Origin of the sequence: Paramesorhizobium salinisoli (assembly GCF_003335045.1) — a bacterium.
Taxonomy (GTDB): domain Bacteria; phylum Pseudomonadota; class Alphaproteobacteria; order Rhizobiales; family Rhizobiaceae; genus Paramesorhizobium; species Paramesorhizobium salinisoli.
In genome coordinates this window covers 173,179-192,936 of sequence record NZ_QOZG01000002.1, presented here as the reverse complement: position 1 = coordinate 192,936, position 19,758 = coordinate 173,179, and the positions used below count along the sequence as shown (strand labels likewise).

At 61.7% G+C, this 19,758-nt stretch carries 15 protein-coding genes; 5 read left to right on the top strand and 10 right to left on the bottom strand.

Going from position 1 to position 19,758, the window contains the following annotated elements; all coding sequences use genetic code 11:
* Positions 1 to 323 precede the first annotated feature (323 nt).
* Both DUT91_RS04445 and DUT91_RS04440 read left to right on the top strand, forming a co-directional pair.
* Positions 324 to 1,517, top strand: a complete 1,194-nt coding sequence (locus DUT91_RS04445; RefSeq protein WP_114439175.1) for an efflux RND transporter periplasmic adaptor subunit — start codon at positions 324 to 326, stop codon at positions 1,515 to 1,517.
* Positions 1,518 to 1,524: 7 nt separating this feature from the next.
* Complete coding sequence (locus DUT91_RS04440; protein WP_114439174.1) at positions 1,525 to 4,665, top strand: efflux RND transporter permease subunit; 3,141 nt, start codon at positions 1,525 to 1,527, stop codon at positions 4,663 to 4,665.
* A gap of 89 nt (positions 4,666 to 4,754) precedes the next feature.
* On the opposite strand, the gene DUT91_RS04435 is transcribed toward DUT91_RS04440, so the two are convergent.
* The 7 genes from DUT91_RS04435 to DUT91_RS25740 form a co-directional block, all read right to left on the bottom strand.
* Positions 4,755 to 5,744 (bottom strand): ABC transporter substrate-binding protein, encoded by a 990-nt coding sequence (locus tag DUT91_RS04435; RefSeq protein WP_114439173.1) that lies wholly within the window; start codon positions 5,742 to 5,744, stop codon positions 4,755 to 4,757.
* Between the two features lie 51 nt (positions 5,745 to 5,795).
* Entirely contained in the window at positions 5,796 to 6,653 is an 858-nt protein-coding gene (locus DUT91_RS04430; protein ID WP_114439172.1) for an ABC transporter permease, read from the bottom strand.
* Entirely contained in the window at positions 6,650 to 7,540 is an 891-nt protein-coding gene (locus DUT91_RS04425) for an ABC transporter permease (protein WP_114439171.1), read from the bottom strand. Before DUT91_RS04425 ends, DUT91_RS04430 begins: the two co-directional genes overlap by 4 nt.
* Before the next feature lie 216 nt (positions 7,541 to 7,756).
* Entirely contained in the window at positions 7,757 to 8,566 is an 810-nt protein-coding gene (locus tag DUT91_RS04415; RefSeq protein WP_114439629.1) for an ABC transporter ATP-binding protein, read from the bottom strand.
* A 46-nt stretch (positions 8,567 to 8,612) separates the two neighbouring features.
* Positions 8,613 to 10,070, bottom strand: coding sequence for a dihydropyrimidinase (gene hydA / locus DUT91_RS04410; protein ID WP_114439170.1), 1,458 nt, complete (start codon positions 10,068 to 10,070; stop codon positions 8,613 to 8,615).
* Between the two features lie 43 nt (positions 10,071 to 10,113).
* Complete coding sequence (locus DUT91_RS04405) at positions 10,114 to 11,373, bottom strand: Zn-dependent hydrolase (protein ID WP_245419549.1); 1,260 nt, start codon at positions 11,371 to 11,373, stop codon at positions 10,114 to 10,116.
* Between the two features lie 33 nt (positions 11,374 to 11,406).
* Complete coding sequence (locus tag DUT91_RS25740) at positions 11,407 to 11,547, bottom strand: hypothetical protein (protein ID WP_160113622.1); 141 nt, start codon at positions 11,545 to 11,547, stop codon at positions 11,407 to 11,409.
* 190 nt (positions 11,548 to 11,737) lie between these two features.
* Here DUT91_RS25740 and rutR point away from each other — a divergent pair, with 190 nt between their 5' ends.
* Positions 11,738 to 12,391 carry an HTH-type transcriptional regulator RutR gene (gene rutR / locus DUT91_RS04400; RefSeq protein ID WP_114439627.1) on the top strand — a complete coding sequence of 218 codons (654 nt, stop codon included), beginning with the start codon at positions 11,738 to 11,740 and terminating at the stop codon, positions 12,389 to 12,391.
* Between the two features lie 18 nt (positions 12,392 to 12,409).
* Here rutR and preA read toward each other — a convergent pair whose 3' ends face one another.
* The 3 genes from preA to DUT91_RS04385 form a co-directional block, all read right to left on the bottom strand.
* Positions 12,410 to 13,717: an NAD-dependent dihydropyrimidine dehydrogenase subunit PreA gene (preA, locus tag DUT91_RS04395; RefSeq protein WP_114439169.1), complete on the bottom strand. Its 1,308-nt coding sequence runs from the start codon at positions 13,715 to 13,717 to the stop codon at positions 12,410 to 12,412.
* Between the two features lie 23 nt (positions 13,718 to 13,740).
* Positions 13,741 to 15,255, bottom strand: a complete 1,515-nt coding sequence (locus DUT91_RS04390) for an NAD(P)-dependent oxidoreductase (RefSeq protein ID WP_114439168.1) — start codon at positions 15,253 to 15,255, stop codon at positions 13,741 to 13,743.
* Between the two features lie 162 nt (positions 15,256 to 15,417).
* Positions 15,418 to 15,873 carry an SRPBCC family protein gene (locus DUT91_RS04385; protein ID WP_114439167.1) on the bottom strand — a complete coding sequence of 152 codons (456 nt, stop codon included), beginning with the start codon at positions 15,871 to 15,873 and terminating at the stop codon, positions 15,418 to 15,420.
* A 260-nt stretch (positions 15,874 to 16,133) separates the two neighbouring features.
* On the opposite strand from DUT91_RS04385, the gene DUT91_RS04380 reads away from it, so the two are divergent.
* Together DUT91_RS04380 and pgi are read left to right on the top strand one after the other, a co-directional pair.
* Positions 16,134 to 17,933, top strand: a complete 1,800-nt coding sequence (locus tag DUT91_RS04380; protein WP_425373746.1) for an IlvD/Edd family dehydratase — start codon at positions 16,134 to 16,136, stop codon at positions 17,931 to 17,933.
* A 168-nt stretch (positions 17,934 to 18,101) separates the two neighbouring features.
* A complete protein-coding gene (pgi, locus tag DUT91_RS04375) occupies positions 18,102 to 19,757 on the top strand; it encodes a glucose-6-phosphate isomerase (protein ID WP_114439165.1) in 1,656 nt (551 codons plus the stop codon).
* The last annotated feature ends 1 nt before the right edge of the window (position 19,758 follow it).

Below are 19,758 nucleotides of genomic sequence, written 5' to 3'. Positions count from 1 at the left end.
AGCATTGCGCGTTTAAAAGTCATACTATATGAGCAATATCAAGAGGCTTCTTCACGCTTGGGTTATTTGATTACATAAATTTAATTGGACGCGCCTGACTGCAATCGTCAAAGTGCCCATCACAGCAAAGTGATTTGAATCTCTCACCTGAGGTTACGACCGATCGGAAAGGCCGCACCTTTGATGGATGTCGATCAGATTCTGTTAATTCCCCCGCCAGTTGCCACATATGTCCTTGCGATGTTTGGGAGTATGATCGGTGGCGCCAAGACATGTGGTGACGCGTTGCGTTCCCACATATGTTCCCATAACCGGAGTGCCGGATGAAAGTCTGGAAGCAGATTGTCCTGACGATGTTTCTCCTGCTGGCTGCGTTTGCCGGCTGGGCCTATTTTTATCCCGGCGCAAATGAAGTGCTCACGCGCGCCGGCATCGACTGGCTACCCGCTGAGGTGAAGCCTGCGCCGCAGAGCGCGGCGAGCCGGCAAAATGGCGGCGGATCCAGTGGAGGCTCGCAGGCCGCCACACTCGTCGTCGCCCGCCCCGCCGAGAACGAAACGATCAACAACCGGCTGACCGCCATCGGCACAGGCCGCGCGCTGGAGACAGTTTCCGTGACGCCCTATACTGGCGGGATGATGACCAAGCTTCTGGTCAAGGCCGGCGCGCGGGTGAAGGAGGGGGAGCCGATTGCCCAGCTTGATGCCGAAAACGAGCAGATCGCCGCCGACAAGGCGCAGATCGCCCTGCAGGATGCCCAGAATACGTTGCGCCGCGTCACGACGCTGCGGGCAACCAATACAGTGACGCAGGTGCAGGTGGTCGATGCGGAGCTTTCCGTCGCCAATGCCAAGCTTGCTTCGGAGGAGGCAAGCCTCGCGCTCAGCCGCCGGACTGTCACCGCGCCGATCTCCGGTGTCATCGGCATTCTGCCGGTCAATGCCGGCAATTTCGTCAGCCCGCAGACATCGATCGCCACCATCGATGATCGCTCGCAGATCCTGATTGATATCTGGGTGCCCGAACGTTACGCCCCGCAGATCAAGATAGGCCTGCCGCTCACCGCGACCGCGCTTGCCATGCCGGGACAAATATTCGAAGGCAAGATCAGCGCCGTCGATAACATGGTCGACGAGGCGAGCCGGACACTGCGCGTGCGCGCCGGCATAGCCAACGCGAAGGATATGCTGCGCGCAGGCATGTCGTTTGAGGTGACGATCCACTTCCCGGGCGATACTTATCCCGCCGTTGACCCGCTGGCCTTGCAGTGGAGCGCGGAGGGCGCTTTCGTCTGGCGAATCGTCGACGGCCTGGCCGAAAAGGTTCCAGTGCGCATCATCCAGCGCAACACCACAAGCATTCTGGTCGATGCCCAATTGCGGGCGGGTGACATGATCGTCACACAGGGCGTCCAGAGCGTGCGCGCCGGCAACCCGGTCAAGATCACGCAGGACAGCACGCCCCCCGCCGGTGAGCAGACGGAGCCTTTCGCCACCCCGATCGACAACGCCGGATGAGCCCGCGATGAGCGACCATTCCCCCTCGGTTTCCAACGAAGGCGGCTTCACCGCGCTTTTCATCCGCCGCCCGGTTTTGGCTTTTGTTCTCAACGTTCTTATCGTCGTTGCCGGCCTTGCCGCCTTCACCGGCGTCGATATCCGCGAACTTCCCGATGTCGATCGTCCAGTTGTGACGATCCGCACCCAGTTCGACGGCGCGTCGGCCGAAACAATCGACCGGGAGCTAACGCAGGTGCTGGAAAACGCCGTGGCGCGCGTCTCGGGCGTCAAGTCGATCTCATCGGCCTCGTCGTTCGGGCAGAGCCGTGTGACCGTCGAGTTCAATGACGGCGTGGATTTGAACGTCGCCGCCGCCGACATGCGCGACGCGATCTCGCGCGTCGCCAACGATCTCCCCGCGGAAGCGGATGCCTCGCAAATCATCAAGGCCGACGCCAATGCCGATCCGGTGATGCGTCTCGCCGTCACTTCGAATTCCATGTCGATCCAGGATATGACCGTCCTGGTCGAGGATCAGATCCAGGACGTGCTGGCTGCGGTGCCGGGTGTTGCCGACGTGCAGATCAATGGCGACCGCGACAAGATCTTCCGGATCGATATCGATCAGGCAAAGCTCGCCAGTTACGGCCTCACCATCGCCGACGTCTCCAATGCCCTTTCCACCATGGCGCTCGACACACCCGCGGGATCGCTGAGGAGCAATGATCAGTCGATCGTCGTGCGCGCCGCCGCGACGCTCACCACGCCGCAAGCCTTCGAGAATATCTTCATCAACAACCGCACGAAGCTTGGCGATGTCGCCAATGTGACGCTGGGGCCGGATATCGAAACCTCCGCCGTGAGCGCCAATGGCAACACGGCCGTCGGCCTCGGCATCATCCGCCAAGCGCAATCCAATACGCTCGATATTTCAAAAGGCGTCCGTGCCGCCGTCGCGCAATTGCAGGAGCACCTGCCGCCGGGCGTAACGATCCGCGTCACCAGCGATGACGCCAATTTTATCAACGGCGCGATTCATGAGGTCGAGATCGCCCTGATCGCCTCGGTCTTCATCGTGATCGCGATCATATTCCTGTTTCTGTGGGATATCCGCGCGACACTCATTCCCGCTATTTCCATGCCGGTCGCGCTGATCGGCACGATCGCCGCCATCTATCTCACGGGCTTTTCAGTCAATATCCTGACACTGCTCGCACTGGTGCTGGCCACGGGGCTCGTTGTCGATGACGCCATTGTCGTGCTCGAAAACATCGTGCGTCGGCGTAACCAGGGCATGGGGCCGCGCGCCGCGGCTGTCCTGGGAACGCAGGAGGTATTCTTCGCCGTCATCGCTACGACGCTGACGCTCGCCGCAGTATTTGTACCCATCTCGTTCCTTCCGGGCCAGACGGGCGGCTTGTTCCGCGAATTCGGCTTTGTGCTGGCGATTGCGGTTCTGTTGTCTTCAGTCGTCGCGCTCACGCTCTGTCCGATGCTCGCTTCCCGTTTCCTGACGGAAGCGGCGGCGCACCATCAGGATATCAACCATTCGCCGGGTGTTTTGCGCCGGTTCGGCGGATTGCTCGCTACCTTTTATCGCCGGAGCCTTCACGCCTGCCTTTCGGCTCCCTTCGTCGTTGTCATCGTCGCGATCCTCTTCGCGGCAATATCCTATGGCGCGTATGGGCTTATCCGCCAGGAGCTGACGCCGACCGAGGATCGCGCCGTCGCGCTTCTGCGCCTTAACGGGCCGCAGGGCATCAGCATCGAATTCCTGATGAGCCAGATCGACGAGATCGAGGCGTTGTTGCAGCCGCTGAGGGATTCCGGTGAGATCCAGAATACCTATGCCATTGCCGGCACTGGCGGATCATCGAATAACGGCATCATCGTGCTGACGCTCGCTCCCTGGGGTGAACGCACGCGCAATCAGCAGCAGATCATGGCCGATGTGACCCAAAGGCTGAAAGTCGTCACCGGCGTGCGGATTTTTACCGCTCAGCCAAACAGCCTCGGCATTCGCGGCGCGGGCAACGGGCTGCAATTCGCGATCGTCGGCAACGATTACGAGAAGCTGCAGACAGCCGCCCAGAATGTCGTGGCGGCGATGGAAAAGGATCCCCGTTTCCAGCAGCCGCGCTTGTCGGTCGAGCCGACGCAGCCGCAGCTCGCAGTCGATATCAACCGCGAACGCGCTTCCGATCTCGGCATCGATATCACCGGCTTGGCCAACGCCATCCAGTCCGTCCTCGACGGGCGCAAGATCGGCTCGGTCTATATCGGCGACCGCAGTTTCGACGTCAAACTGGTCTCTACCACCAACCCGATCAATGACCCGACCGATCTTGAAAACATTTTCATGAAGACGGGCGACGGTCGCTATGTGCCGATGTCGTCCATCGCCACGGTAGTCGAAAAGGCCGTGCCGCCGCAGCTCAACCGCGAACAGCGGCTGCGCTCCGTCGCGATCACTTCAGGTCTCAGGCCAGACTTCGCGCTCGGCAATGCCTATGAGGTGGCGCAGGGAATCGCAGCGCCTTTCCTGCCTGCGGGCGCGCGCATCATTCCGCTGGCTGAAGCACAAACGCTGGACGAAACCTCCAGAGGGCTGGCGATCACTTTCGGCTTCGCCATCATCATCATCCTGCTGGTCCTGGCGGCACAGTTCGAAAGCTTCGTCAGTGCGCTCATCGTCATGGCCACCGTGCCGCTTGGTCTGGGCTGCGCCGTCTTCGCCATGCTGATGACCGGAACGAGCCTCAACGTCTACAGCCAGATCGGCCTGGTCCTCCTCGTCGGCATCATGGCCAAGAACGGCATTCTCATCGTCGAATTCGCCGACCAGCTGCGTGACAAGGGGTTGAGCGTGCGCGAGGCGGTCGAGGAGGCGGCGAATATCCGCCTGCGTCCGGTGACGATGACCATGATCTGCGCCGTGCTCGGCGGCGTGCCGCTGGTGCTGGCGAGCGGCGCCGGCGCTGAGGCGCGCGTCGCGCTTGGCTGGGTCATTGTCGGCGGCCTCGGCCTCGCCACCATCGCAACGCTCTACGTAACGCCCGTTGCCTATCTCCTGCTTGGCCGTTTCACCAAACCGAAGGCCGAGGAACACGCCCGCCTGCAGCGCGAGTTGGAGCAGGCTGCGGGAAGGCCTGCGCCGGCGGAATAGGTAGCGCGTTGATTGAATCGCGAGCCCCTCTGGCCGGCAGGCCGGAGGGGCTCGCTGTCTCGCCGGTGTTAGCTGGCGGGCTGCGAAGCCTACTTGATCGCTTCCATTACCTTGGTGGTCCAGGCGCCCTCAGGCTTCTTGGTGATGACGGGATCGGAGCCGCCGCTCATCAGTGTTTCTACCGTGCGATCCGCCGCGCCGGTGTCCAGTCTGCCGTTGGAGCCTTCGGTCAACTTGTTGATTTCGCTCACCATCCGCTTCTGGTGCTTTTCAGTCTGCGCGCCGGAAGCATCGTTTTCCAGGACGATCTCCGCCGCCTCATCCGGATTTTTGCGGGTATAGTCCCAGCCCTGAATCGAGGCTTTGACGAAGCGGGCGAGCTTGTCGACCATGGCCGGATCGTCGAGGCTCTTTTCGAGGACATAAAGACCGTCCTCCAGCGTTGCCACGCCCTGGTCCTCATATTTGAAGACGACGAGCTGGTCTTCCGGGATGCCGGCGTCGATCACCTGCCAATATTCGTTGTAGGTCATGGTGGAGATGCAGTCGGCCTGCTTCTGGATCAGCGGATCGACGTTGAAACCCTGCTTGAGGACGGTTACACCCTCCGGCCCGCCATCGGTCTTGATGCCGAGATGGTTCATCCAGGAGAGGAACGGATATTCATTGCCGCCGAACCAGACGCCGAGCGTCTTGCCCTTGAAGTCCTCGGGCTTGGTGATGCCGGTTTCCTTGCGGCAGGTCAGCATCATGCCGGAACGCTTGAATGGCTGGGCGATGTTGACGAGCGGCACGCCCTTTTCGCGCGTGGCAAGCGCTGATGGCATCCAGTCGACGATTACGTCGGCCCCGCCGCCGGCGATGACCTGCGGCGGGGCGACATCCGGGCCGCCGGGCTTGATCTCGACATCGAGCCCTTCCGCCTCGTAGAACCCCTTGTCCTTGGCGACGTAATAGCCGGCGAACTGGCCCTGCGTCACCCATTTGAGCTGCAGCGTCAGCTTGTCGGCTGCGAGCGCTGTGCTACCGGCCATGAGCGACATGGCGACCCCGAGCGATAATGCGATCGTTCTTTTCATTGCGGTTCTCCTCTGGTTGGCGGCTCCGCCTTATGCGGGTGGAGTCCGTATCTAATTTCTGTACGATGGATGCCAGAATGTGACGGCGCGTTCGACAAGCGCGATCAGCCCGTAAGAAAGCGAGCCGGCAAGGGCGGCGACGAAGATTTCGGCCCAGACCATGTCGACATTCATCCGTCCGATCTCCGCCGAGATGCGGAAGCCCATGCCGACGATCGGTGTGCCGAAGAACTCCGCCACGATTGCGCCGATCAGCGCCAGCGTCGAATTGATCTTCAACGCGTTGAAGATGAACGGCATCGCAGCGGGGAGCCTGAGCTTCAAGAGCGTCTGCCAATAGCTGGAGCCATAGGTACGCATCAGGTCGCTCTCCATGTGCCCCGAGGCCGCGAGCCCCGCCACCGTGTTCACCAGCATCGGGAAAAAGGTCATGATGATGACGACCGCCGCCTTGGACGGCCAGTCGAAGCCGAACCACATCACCATGATCGGCGCGATGCCGACGACGGGAAGCGCCGCAACCAGATTGCCGATCGGCAGCAATCCTTTGCGCAGGAACGGCACCCGGTCAACGATGATGGCAGTGATGAAGCCTGAGCCGCAGCCAAGCACATAGCCGGCGACGACGGCCTTCAGGTATGTCTGGCGGAAATCGGCCCAGAGCGTCGGAACGGAGGAGATAATGCGGGCCCATATCATCGAAGGGGCCGGCAGCAGCACGGACGGGATGCCAAAGGCGCGTACGACCAGTTCCCACAGCACCAGCAGCCAGACGCCGAAGAGAATGGGAATGGCGATATCGACAAGCCGTTGTCCACGCGGTGAGGCAAGCCGCAAGCCGGCAAGGCTTTTCACGGAAAACCATGCGACGAGCCAGACGGCGATGACGAGAAGCAGTGGCTTGATCATCGCCTTGCCTCGCTGGCCTGCAGGCCCATCCGCCGGTTGACCACATGGGCGGCAAGCCCGACCAGTGCCACGAGGACGGCGGCCATCAGCGATGCGGCGATCAGCGCGGCCCATATCTGCACCGTCTGGCCGTAATAGGAGCCGGCGAGGAGCCGTGCGCCCAACCCCGCCACCGCGCCGGTCGGCAATTCGCCGACGATGGCGCCGACGAGGCTGATGGCGACGGCGATCTTCATGGAGGTGAAGAGGTAGGGGAGTGCTGCCGGCCAGCGCAATTTCCAGAACACCTGGCTTGCCGAGGCGCTGTAGGTGCGCATCAGGTCGAGATGCATGATCTCGGGCGAGCGCAGGCCCTTCACCATGCCGACCGCGACGGGGAAGAACGACAGATAGGTCGAGATCATCGCCTTCGGTAGCAGCCCGGTCATGCCGACCGCATTCAGGACCACGATGATCATCGGCGCGACGGCCAGGATGGGAATTGTTTGCGAGGCGATGATCCACGGCATCAGGCTCTTGTCGAGCGTGCGGGAATGGACAATGCCAACTGCTAGCAGAATGCCGAGCAGCGTCCCCATGACGAAGCCGAGAAGCGTCGAGGAAAGCGTCACCCCGCCATGATAGACGAGGCTGCGCTTCGAGGTCGGCCTGACGTCGAAGACCGTCTTGCGGATTTCCTCCGCCACCTGATGCGGGGCGGGCAGAACCGGCCGCTCCTGGTGCATGGTATTGGCGATGAGCTGACTGGTAGAAAGTTGTGTCCCGCTACGCTGCGCCTGGTCACGCTCGAAAGGCGCGTTGAGGAATATCGCCAGCAAATACCAGAGCGCAAGAATGATGAGGAGAACGGTCGTGACCGGGAAAAGCTTGTCGCGCAGGAAGGTCATTTTTCACCCCCCATAAACTGCAGAGCTCGGCGAGCGTCTCTACCCCCCTCTGCCCTGCCGGGCATCTCCCCCTCAAGGAGGGAGATTACTCTTTCATAGATGTTAGGCATCAATCGCAAGCGTCGCAGGACGAACATAGAGGGTCGTTTCAGCCAATCTCCCCCCTTGTGGGGGAGATGCCCGGCAGGGCAGAGGGGGGTAATGTCTCGCACCACCCTACTGCTCATAGCTATGCCCCAGCCTCAGCCCCTCACGCACGCGATGGGCGATCTTCAGAAATTCCGGTGTCTCGCGGATTTCTAGCGGACGGTCGGGCCCGAGATTGCAATCGATGATCTCATGGATACGGCCGGGACGGGGGCTCATCACCACGATCCTGGTCGAGAGGAACACCGCTTCGGGGATGGAGTGTGTGACGAAGATCACCGTTTTGCGCGTCTTCGCCCATAGCTTCAGAAGCTGCTCGTTGAGATGATCGCGGACAATCTCGTCCAGCGCGCCGAACGGCTCGTCCATGAGAAGCATGTCGGGATCGAAGGAAAGCGCCCGGGCAATGGAGGCGCGCTGCTGCATGCCACCTGAGAGCTGCCAGGGATATTTTTTGCCGAAGCCGGTGAGATTGACCAGCGCGAGGTTCTTCTCGATTAGCGCGGTGCGTTCCGCCTTGGCGATGCCCATCACCTCGAGCGGCAGCGAGATATTGGCGGCGATCGTCCGCCAGGGATAGAGCGCCGCGGCCTGGAAGACATAGCCATAGGCGCGCTTCCTGCGCGCTTCCTCTGGCGTCACACCATTGACGGTGATCGTACCCGATGTCGGCTGCTCCAGATCGGCGATGACGCGAAGGAGCGTGGTCTTGCCGCAGCCTGACGGGCCGATGAAGGAGACGAACTCGCCGCGCTCGACCGTGAGAGCGATATCGGAAAGTGCGTGGACCGGGCCATCTCCGGTCTGGAAGACGAGCGACAACCCGCGCGCATCGATCACCGGCCCATCGGGGCTGAGGTCGGAAGCGGCGGCGTTCATATGTGGTTCTTGCTTGATTGCGGCAGCGACATTCATCAGACCCTCTTCAGACTCCGGCCGGCATATGTTCGGGCTTGCGTTCGACCTTGCGCGGCGCCACCAGTTCCTTCCAGGTCGAGAGCGCGCGATTGACGGCTGCGTGCGGCTCGCGCTCGACGAAACGGCCGTCCCCGGCTTCCGCCAGAACCTCGCCATCCCTGTAGGCGATGCGCCCCCGCGATAGTGTCATGCGCGGCAGCCCCGTCAATTCGATTCCTTCGAAGACATTGTAGTCGATCGCCGATTTCTGCGTCCCGGCCGAGATCGTCTTCTTCGCTTCCGGGTCCCATATGACGATATCCGCATCCGATCCCGGCAGGATCGCGCCCTTTTTGGGATAAATATTGAGGATGCGGGCGATGTTGGTAGAGGTGACGGCTACGAACTCGTTCGGCGTCAGGCGGCCAGTGCGCACGCCCTTGGTCCATAGCACCGGGAGCCGGTCTTCGAGCCCGCCGGTGCCGTTGGGGATCCTGGTAAAATCGCCGAGCCCGAAGCGCTTCTGCTCGGTCGTGAAGGCGCAATGGTCGGTCGCCACCACCTGCAGGCTGCCGGCGGCAAGCCCCGCCCATAGCCCATCCTGATGCCGCTTGTCGCGGAACGGCGGCGACATCACGCGCCGCGCCGCATAGTCCCAGTCCTCGTTTTTGTATTCGCTTTCGTCGAGCACCAGATGCTGGATCAGCGGCTCGCCGAAGACCCGCATGCCCTTCTGCCGGGCCCGCCGGATCGCCTCGTGGCTCTCCTCGCAGGAGACATGCACCACATAGAGCGGCACGCCCGCCTGGTCAGCGATCATGATGGCGCGGTTAGTGGCCTCGCCCTCCACCTCCGGCGGGCGGGAATAGGCATGCGCCTCCGGGCCGTTATTGCCTTCCGCCAGCAGCTTCTGCTGGAGATGCGCGACGACATCGCCGTTCTCGGCGTGCACCAGCGGCATGGCGCCGATTTCGGCGCAGCGCTGGAAAGAGGCGAACATCTCGTCATCATTCACCATCAGCGCGCCCTTATAGGCCATGAAATGCTTGAACGTGTTGATCCCGCGCGCCACCACCTCGGGCATCTCGTCGAAGATCTGCTTGTTCCAGCCGGTAATCGCCATGTGGAAGGAATAGTCGGTGCGCGCCTTGCCCGCCTTCTGGAACCATTCTTGCAGCGCATCGAGCAGTCCGCCTTCCGAACCAGGCAGCACGAAATCGACCACCATGGTCGTGCCGCCGGCCAGCGCCGCCGCCGTGCCCGTGTCGAAATCGTCGGAGGAATAGGTGCCCATGAAGGGCATCTGCAGATGGGTGTGGGGATCTATGCCCCCAGGCATCAGATAGCAGCCGGTCGCGTCAATCACCTCGTCGCCTGAGAGATTGTCGCCGATCGCCGCGATCGTCTCGCCGTCGATCAGCACATCCGCCTTGTAGCTGCGGTCGGCGGCGATGATCGTGCCGCCCTTGATGACTTTTGTCGCCATTTGTTCGTTCCCCTTTTTGGTCTTGTGCCGAACAGGCTGTTGACTACTCCACGATCTCCGCCGTTTCGACTGCCGCATGAAGCAGCACATCGGCTCCCGCCGCCGCCCATTCCTTGGAAATCTCCTCGTCCTCATTGTGGCTGAGGCCATCGACGCAGGGGCACATGATCATCGTCGCCGGCGCAACCCTGGCCGCCCAGCAGGCGTCGTGGCCGGCGCCGGAAATGAGGTTCATGTGAGTGTAGCCTAGTCTCTCCGCCGCATCGCGGACGCGGCCGACCAGCACCGGGTCGAAAGTGACGGGATCGAAATGCCCGACCGCCTCGATCGAACAGCCGACGCCGAGCGTTTCGGCAATCGCAGGCGCCTCGGCCTCGATCCTGGCCCGCATGCGGTCGAGCTTCGCCTGATCAGGCGTGCGGATGTCGATGGTGAACACCACCTTGCCCGGCAGCACGTTGCGCGAATTGGGCGAGAAGAACATCTGCCCGACGCCGCCGACGGCGCCGGGCTGGTTTTCCATGGCCACCGTCTGCACCATTTCGAGGATACGGGCCATAGCGAGCCCCGCATTGACACGCAAGTTCATCGGCGTCGAGCCGGTATGCGCCTCCTTGCCGGTCAGCGTCACCTCCAGCCACCAGAGGCCCTGGCAATGGGTGACAACGCCGATCTGCTTGTTCTCCGCCTCGAGGATCGGCCCCTGCTCGATGTGATATTCGAGATAGGCGTGCATCTTGCGCGCGCCGACTTCCTCGTCGCCAATCCAATCAATGCGCTTCAGCTCCTCGCCGAAGGTCTTTCCCTCGGGGTCTGTGCGGGCATAGGCATAGTCGAGCGTGTGGACGCCGGCGAAAACGCCGGAGGCGAGCATGGCGGGGGCGAAGCGCGCGCCTTCCTCATTGGTCCAGTTGGTGACGACGATCGGGTGCTTCGTCCTGATGCCGAGATCGTTCAGCGTCCGCACCACTTCAAGCCCGCCAAGGACGCCCAGAACGCCGTCATATTTTCCGCCCGTCGGCTGCGTGTCGAGATGGCTGCCGATATACACGGGCAGCGCGTCCGCATCGGTGCCAGGGCGGGTGGCGAACATGGTGCCCATCTTGTCGACGCCGATCGTCATGCCGGCCGACTCGCACCAGGTCTTGAAGAGACGGCGTCCTTCCGCATCCGCATCGGTCAGCGTCTGGCGGTTGTTGCCGCCGCGCAGACCGGGCCCGATCTTCGCCATCTCCATCAGGCTTTCCCAGAGGCGATCGCTGTTGATCCTGAGATTGCCCATGAAATTGGCCGTGACTGCCATGGTCGAATTCCCTCCGTGCCTTTGCGGCTGGTTCTATGAAAGCGTCTTGAGAATGGCCGAGAGCGAGCGCATGTCTCTGGCGAGAAGGTGGAGGCTCTGCTTGAACGCGCGGCTGGCCGGGAACGGCATCCGGAACGCGCCGAATTGTTTGGTGCTCGATGCCGAAACCGACATGCGCCCTGCCTCCTGGTTGCGGCCTTTTTTAACCGCTGTGGTTTGTTATGTTCCCGTGACCTGCCGCTTGGCGGCGGCGGCAATCAAAACTTGACTACTTGGTCAAAATGCAGGCTAGAAGAGCGGTGGGATGCGGTCAAGCGCTTTCGCAGGTGCCCCCGTCGATTCAAAGTCGATCGAAAGGTTTCAAATGGCCACAGCGGTCAAGGGAAAAAACGGCGAGCGACCGGAGGGCACGACCCGCATCCAGGGCATCAACCGGCGCATCATTCTCGATGCCGCGCTGGAGGTCTTTTCGGCCTATGGATTTCGCGGCTCGACCATCGACCAGATCGCCGCGAAGGCGGGCATGTCGAAGCCCAATCTGCTCTATTATTTTCCGCGCAAGCAGAACATCTATGTGACGGTTCTCGAGGATACGCTGGAGGAATGGCTGCGTCCGCTGGATGATATCGACCCCGCCGGCGATCCGGTCGAGGAACTGCGCAAATACATCACGCTCAAGCTGAAGATGTCGGAGGAGAGGCCGGAGGCTTCCCGCCTCTTCGCCAATGAAATCCTGCATGGCGCGCCGGCTATCTCCGATTTTCTCAAGGGTCATCTGAAAAAGCTCGTCGACGAGAAGGCCGCCATCATCCGCCGCTGGGTGGATGAAAAGAAGCTCAGCCCCGTCGATCCCTATCATCTCATCTTCATGATCTGGGCGACGACCCAGCATTACGCGGATTTCGATGTGCAGGTGCGCGCCATTCTCGGCTCGCAGGTCAGTCGCCCCGGCTTCCACGAGCAGACGGCACAGGCCGTGATCAGCATCATTCTCAACGGGATCAAGCCGCGCGATTAAAACCTGGTTCCCGGCAATTCATTCCGCAGCCATTTTCGCCATCGGGTTGTTCGGATGTGTCGTCCAGTTGGCATAGTCGGGATGGATCGGCGCCTTCGTGCGCGGATCAATACCTGCAATCGTTTCCATGGTGATGCAATCCTCGACGGGGCAGACATTGACGCACAGATTGCAGCCGACGCACTCCTCGTCGATAACCTCGAAATGCCGCGCGCCGTTGATCGTCGCTGTGATCGCCTGGTGCGAGGTGTCCTCGCAGGCGATGTGGCAGCGCCCGCATTTGATGCAGAGATCCTGGTCGATCCGCGCCTTCGTGACATAGTTCAGGTTGAGGTACTGCCAGTCGGTGACGTTCGGCACCGCCATGCCCTGGAATTCCTCGATGGAGCGGAAGCCCTTGCGGTCCATCCAGTCCGAGAGGCCGTCGATCATTTCCTGCACGACCTTGAAGCCATAGGTCATTGCGGCGGTGCAGACCTGCACATTGCCGCAGCCAAGCGCGATGAATTCGGCGGCGTCGCGCCAGGTGGTGATGCCGCCGATGCCGGAGATCGGCAAACCGCGCGTTTCCGGGTCGCGGGCGATTTCCGCCACCATGTTGAGCGCGATCGGCTTGACGGCGGGGCCGCAATAGCCGCCATGCGAGCCACGCCCGTCGATCGAGGGGATGGGCGCGAAATCGTCGAGATCGACCGAGACGATGGAGTTGATCGTATTGATCAGCGACACCGCATCCGTGCCACCGGCCTGCGCCGCACGCGCGGGCTTGCGAATATCGGCGATATTGGGCGTGAGCTTGGTGATGACGGGCATGCGCGTATATTGCTTGCACCAGCGCACCACCATCTCGATATATTCCGGCACTTGGCCAACCGCCGCGCCCATGCCGCGCTCGCTCATGCCATGCGGACAGCCGAAATTGAGCTCGATGCCATCAGCCCCCGTTTCCTCGACCAGCGGGAGGATCGCCTTCCACGCGCTCTCCTCGCAGGGCACCATGATCGAGGCGATCAGCGCGCGGTCGGGCCAGCGCATCTTCACCTCCTTCATTTCCCGCAAGTTTACATCTAGCGGCCGGTCGGTGATGAGCTCGATATTGTTGAGGCCGAGCAGCCTGCGGTCCGGTCCGTGGATCGCGCCATAGCGCGGCCCGTTGACATTGACGACCGGCGGGCCCTGTTCGCCCAATGTCTTCCAGACGACGCCGCCCCATCCCGCCTTGAAGGCGCGCTCGACATTATAGGCCTTGTCGGTCGGCGGCGCGGAAGCGAGCCAGAACGGGTTGGGAGACTTGATACCGAGGAAATTGCTTGAGAGATCAGCCATGGCAGTGATCCTTGTCCGCTTGTTCAGCGCGCCTGTGGAGGAGCCGAGGGATCGGCCGAAGGACTTTGATGAGGCATCTGGCTTGCCTGACCAGCCCCGCCTCCGGCGAGCACCGCTTCGGCAAAGCCGTCCATCCGGTCGGGAATCCGCATCAATGCGCGGTGAATGGATTCCGCTGCAAGCTTGCCGTCCTGCACGGAGGCCACCGTCAAATCCTGGCCGCCCGCCACGCAATCGCCACCGGCCCATATGCCGTCGATGGAGGTGCGGCGTTCCGCATCGACGCTGATGCGGCCTTTTGCCAGCCCGATGCCTGAACCGGCGAGGGGATGGGCTGTGAAAGCCTGGCCGATCGCCTTGAACACCTGGTCTGCAGGGAGCGTCAGCGTTTCGCCCGTGCCGACGAGCTTCCCATCCGGCTGAGCGGTATATTCCAGCTCGATGCCGCAGATGGCGCCCGCTTCATTGCGCTTCACCGCTTTCGGTTGCAGCCAGTGGCGGATGACGACGCCATGTGTCTGCGCCAGTTCCTGCTCATAGGCGCTGGCGTTCATGCTTTCGCGCCCGCGCCGGTAGGCAATGGTGACGTTCTCCGCTCCGAGCAGCTTGATCTGGATGGCGATGTCGATGGCGGTCATGCCGCCGCCGATCACCACCACGTCGCGGCCCACGGGAAGCGTGGAAAGATTGTCGCTCTGGCGGAGCGCCGCGATATATTCGACGGCATCGATGCAGCCCTCGGCGTCCTCGCCTTCAAGGCCAAGATCGTTGACATCGGGCAGGCCCATGCCGAGGAACACCGCGTCATAGCCGGCGTTCAGCGCCTCTATGCTGATATCGCGGCCGAGAGTCTTTCCGTTCTCGATGGTGATGCCGCCGATCTGCAGGATGAAATCCAGTTCCCTCTGGGCGAAATCGTCGACGGTCTTGTAGGCGGCGATGCCATATTCGTTGAGGCCGCCGCCTTTTGGCCGCGCCTCGAATATCGTCACATCATGGCCGTGCTTCGCAAGACGATGCGCCGCCGACAGCCCGGCGGGGCCGGCGCCGACAACGGCGACATGCTTGCCCGTCGGGGCGGCGCGGGTGAAGGGATGCCCGCCTTCCGCCATCAGGTGGTCGGTCGCGTAGCGCTGCAAGAGGCCGATCTTCACCGGCTTGCCTTCCGCCATTTCGCGCACGCAGGCCTGCTCGCACAGCGTTTCGGTGGGGCACACGCGGGCGCACATGCCGCCGAGAATATTTTCGGCCAGGATTGTCTTGGCCGAACCCGTCGGATTGTCGGCGGCGATCTGGCGGATAAAGAGGGGAATGTCGATGCCGGTCGGGCAGGCGTCCATGCAGGGCGCATCGTAGCAGAAATAGCAGCGATCCGCCTCGACAAAGGCCTCGTGCCGTGTCAGCGGCGGATGCAGATCGTCGAAGACATCGATATAGGCGGCAGGATCGAGCCTGCCCGCTCTGATATTCGGAGCCTCTGTTTCAAAGGCGGCTCCTGGTGTTACCGGTGCCGTTGATGCCGGTTCTGTTGAGGCCATGAGATACATCTCCCATTGCTTGAGCCGCGTGGTTCCCCGATACGCTGAACTCTGTTCCCGGTAGCGATATTCTTCGCCTTGTCGGTTATGGGCAGGATGACATATTTTTTCAGAAGGTCAAATTTTTTATCATCTGGTCAATAATGGGCGGGAAGGTTTCCGTCAGGTCTGAAATTGGCCATGGCTGGCCGCCTTGCCGATGTTGGCGAAGAACCGATCCGCCAGCTTCCGCGCGCTTGAACTGATAAGCCTTGTACCGAGCTGCGCTATCGTGCCACCGGCATCGCCCCTGATTGCATAAGTCAGCAGCGTTTCGTCGCCGTCCTCGATCAGCACCACATCGGCACTGCCATGGACGAAGCCGGCGATGCTGCCCTTGCCCGCGCCCGAGATGGTATAGGAGATCGGCGGATTGAGATTGGAGAGTGCCAGCTCGCCATAGAACCTCACCTTCAGCGGGCCGAGCCTCATGGCGAGCGCTGCGTCGATCTCGGTCGCGGAGCGTCTTTCCAGTGATTCGCAGCCCGGGATCGAGGCTTTCAACGTCTCTATATCGTTCAACGCCTGCCACACCGCTATGCGCGGGGCGGCGATCCGCTCCTCTCCGCTCAAATCCATGCCGGCTCCTTTCGGGACACTCTCAACGGGCCTGTGCATCGCTTGTCGAAATCTTTTCGGTTTTCGAGTCGATACGTGATCGGCAATGTAGATTTTCCTGCCGGATTTCACCATGCATCAGGCTGCTATCGTCCTTCGCGCGTCCAAATGGCGCGCCATGATCCAAAAGTCATTTAGTAATACTTGTTGCCGAGAGGGGCCGTTTGTCCTATCCATGGCGGAAAAGGCTGGGCTGGAAAATGGCCGGTGAGGAAAGCAAAATGAGCGAAAAGAAGACCAGGACACTCCGTTCCCAGGAATGGTTCGACAATCCCGAAAATCCGGGCATGACGGCACTCTATCTCGAGCGCTATCTGAATTTCGGGTTGACGAGCCGCGAATTGCGTTCGGGAAAGCCGATCATCGGCATTGCCCAGACCGGATCCGATCTCTCGCCCTGCAACCGCCACCATGTCGAGCTCGCCAAGCGCGTGCGCGATGGTATCGCGGCTGCGGGCGGTGTCGCGCTGGAATTTCCGGTCCATCCCATCCAGGAGACCGGCAAGCGCCCGACAGCCGCGCTCGACCGCAATCTCGCCTATCTCGGCCTCGTCGAGGTGCTTTACGGCTATCCGCTTGATGGCGTGGTGCTGACGGTCGGTTGCGACAAGACGACACCCGCCATGCTGATGGGTGCGGCCACGGTCAATATCCCTGCCATCGCGCTTTCCGTCGGTCCGATGCTCAATGGCTGGCATCGCGGCGAACGCACAGGCTCCGGCACCATCGTCTGGAAATCGCGTGAGCGGCTTGCGGCCGGCGAGATCGATTTTGAAGAATTCATCGACATCGTCGCTTCATCTGCGCCCTCGGTCGGCTATTGCAACACCATGGGCACGGCGACCACGATGAATTCGCTTGCCGAAGCGCTCGGCATGGAACTGCCGGGCGGCGCGGCCATTCCGGCTCCCTACCGCGAGCGCGGCCAGATCGCCTACGAAACGGGCTACCGCGCCGTTGAGATAGTGCGGGAGAACCTGCTGCCGTCGGACATCATGACGCGCGAAGCCTTCGAAAACGCCATTGTCGTCAATTCGGCCATCGGCGGCTCGACCAATGCACCGATCCATTTGAACGCGATCGCCCGCCATCTCGGCGTTAAGCTCGACAATGATGATTGGCAGACGATCGGCCATGAAATCCCGCTCCTGGTCAATTTGCAGCCGGCGGGTGAGTATCTTGGCGAGGATTACCACCATGCCGGCGGCGTGCCCGCCGTCGTCAACGAACTGATGAAGGCTGGAATGCTGCCGCATCCGGGTGCGCTGACCGTCAACGGCAAGAGCATCGGCGAGAATTGCAGCGGCGCGGAAAATCTTGACACGAAGGTCATCCGTCCCGTCTCCGATCCGCTGAAGGAGAAGGCCGGCTTCATCAATCTGAAGGGCAACCTCTTCGACAGCGCCATCATGAAGACCAGCGTCATCTCGCCGGAATTCCGCGACCGTTACCTGTCGAACCCGGCTGACCCGGAGGCTTTCGAAGGCATCGCGCAGGTCTTCGGCGGGCCGGAGGAGTACCACGCCCAGATCGATGATCCGGCACTCGGCCTCGACGAGAACACCATCCTGATCATGCGCGGCGCAGGCCCGATCGGCTATCCCGGCGGCGCGGAAGTCGTCAACATGCAGCCGCCTGCCTATCTCATCAAGAAGGGCATTCATGCGCTGCCATGCGTCGGCGATGGTCGCCAGTCCGGCACGTCTGGCTCGCCGTCGATTCTCAACGCTTCGCCCGAAGCTGCCGCCAATGGCGGGTTGGCGCTGGTGAAGACGGGCGACCGGTTGCGCATCGACCTGAAGAAGGGAACTGCCGATCTCCTCATCTCCGACGAGGAACTACAAAAGCGCCGCAGCGAACTGATGGCTGCTGGCGGCTATCCATATCCCGCCCACCAGACGCCCTGGCAGGAAATCCAGCGCGGCATGATTGACCAGCTCTCCGAGGGCATGGTGCTCAAGCCCGCCGTCAAATACCAGCGCATAGCCCAGACCATGGGCCTGCCACGCGATAACCATTGATCGGATTACAGATGCGGCGGTTCTCCGCCGCAACGTTCGGCTCAGGCCGGGGCGGGGAGATTTCCTCGCTCCGGCCTTTTGCTTTTTTGCATGGCATCTGGAACGCTGCCCCTTTCAGGCATATTGAAGTAAAAACGGAACCTTTTTCGATTCGGGAGTATGTGCGTCATGACCAGGAACGGGGCCAAAATCGACGAAGCCGTAGCTGCCTTGAAAAGCCACTGGCTAAAGGGCGCGCCGAAGGATATGCGCGACGCATTCGACTCCGACCCGAGCCGTTTTTCACGCTATTCGCTCACCCTCGACGATCTGCTGCTCGACTGGTCGAAATGCCTCGTGAATGACGAGACGATGCGCCTCCTGAGGGATCTAGCCGTCGCCGCCGATGTCGAAGGCCGCCGCGCCGCCATGTTCTCGGGCGTAGCCATCAACAATTCGGAAGACCGCGCCGTCCTGCATGTCGCGCTACGTGATACGACGTCTGAGAAGATCATGGTAGACGGCGAGGACGTGCTGCCCGGCGTGCGCGAGGTGCTGGACCGTATGGCGGCGTTCTCCGACGGCATCCGCAATGGGACGATCAACGGTGAGACAGGCAAGCCGATCACCGATATCGTCAATATCGGTATCGGTGGGTCGGATCTCGGACCCGTCATGGCGACGCTGGCGCTGTCACCCTATCACGATGGCCCGCGCGCTCATTTCGTCTCCAATATCGACGGCGCGCATATCGCCGATACGCTGGGGCCGCTCGACCCGGCAACGACGCTGATCATCGTCGCGTCCAAGACCTTTACAACAATCGAGACCATGACCAACGCGCAGACGGCGCGCAAATGGATCGCTGAGGCGCTTGGCGAGGCGGCTGTCGGCGCACATTTCGCCGCCGTTTCCACCGCGCTCGACAAAGTTGCCGCCTTCGGCATCGCGCCGGACAGAGTGTTCGGTTTTTGGGACTGGGTCGGCGGGCGCTATTCCATCTGGTCGGCCATCGGCCTGCCGCTGATGATCGCCATCGGCCCGGAAAATTTCCGCCACTTCCTCGAAGGCGCCCATGCGATGGATGTGCATTTCCGCGATGCGCCGCTCGATGAGAACCTGCCAGTGATGCTCGGCCTCGTCGGCTACTGGCACCGCGCCATCGCCGGTTATCACAGCCGCGCCGTCATCCCCTATGACCAGCGCCTCGCCCGCCTTCCGGCCTATCTTCAGCAACTCGACATGGAATCGAACGGCAAGAGCGTCACGCTTGACGGCAAGCCCGTATCAGGCCCGACGGGGCCGGTCGTATGGGGCGAGCCGGGGACCAATGGTCAGCACGCCTTCTTCCAGCTTCTGCATCAGGGAACGGATATCATCCCGGTGGAATTCATCGTCTCGGTGAAGGGGCACGAGCAGCATCTCGTTCATCAGCACGAAATGCTGCTCGCCAATTGTCTGGCGCAGTCGCAGGCGCTGATGAAGGGCCGCACGCTGGCCGAAGCCAAGGCACAGCTGGCGGCCAAGGAGATGGAGCCGGCGGAGATTGATCGTTTGGCCCCGCACCGAGTCTTTTCAGGCAATCGACCCTCGCTCACGATTATCTACGATCTGCTCGACCCCTATGCGCTCGGCAGGCTCGTCGCGCTTTACGAGCATCGCGTTTTTGTCGAGGCGCAGCTCTTCGGCATCAATGCCTTCGACCAGTGGGGCGTCGAGCTTGGCAAGGAACTGGCGACGGAACTACTGCCCGTCGTGTCAGGGGAGAAGTCCGCCGAAGGCCGCGACGCCTCCACGCAAGGTCTTGTCGCCCATCTGAGCGAACGACGCCGGATTATTGGATAGA